Annotated in this window: 1 protein-coding gene; it reads right to left on the reverse strand. The window is 80.2% G+C overall.

The features are described 5' to 3' along the window. Nucleotides 1–556, reverse strand: a 556-nt coding sequence (locus GPJ59_RS36835; protein ID WP_374201020.1) for an adenosylcobinamide-GDP ribazoletransferase, incomplete at both ends; no start/stop codon positions are given.

Here is a 556-nt window from a genome sequence, read left to right on the forward strand (position 1 = left end):
GCGGGGGCCCCTGCGCCGGAGGCCAGCGTCAGGGCGAGCCGGGCGGCCACGGCGGCGGTCACGGCGGCCAGGGCGCCGCGGGCCCAGCCGCCGGCGTAGAGGTCGGCCAGCGCGGCCACCTGGAGCAGCAGCGACAGCAGCAGCACGACGACCCCGAAGGGGCCCACGTCCGACTGCTTCATGATCCGCAGCGCGGTCTCGGCGGGCTTGGCGCTGCCCAGTCCGTCGGCGGTGTCGGCAAGGCCGTCCAGGTGCAGGGCGCGGGTCAGGGCGGCGGGGACGCAGACGGTGGCCACGGCGGCCAGCAGCGGCCCGGCGGACAGCAGGACCAGGGTTGCGCCGAGCGCGGCCGCGCACAGCCCGACGGCCAGCCCGGCCAGCGGCGCGCACAGCATCCCGGTCCGGGCCGCCGGGCGGTCCCAGCGGGTGATCCGGACGGGGAAGACGGTGAGCGTGCCGAAGGCGAAGCGCAGCCCGTCGCCCGCGGAGGCACGCTCCGCGGGCGGGGCGGGCGGCGGGGCGGGCTGGTCGGCGGGCCGGTCGGCAGGCGCGGCAG

Source organism: Streptomyces bambusae (genome assembly GCF_019400985.1).
Classification (GTDB): domain Bacteria; phylum Actinomycetota; class Actinomycetes; order Streptomycetales; family Streptomycetaceae; genus Streptomyces; species Streptomyces bambusae_A.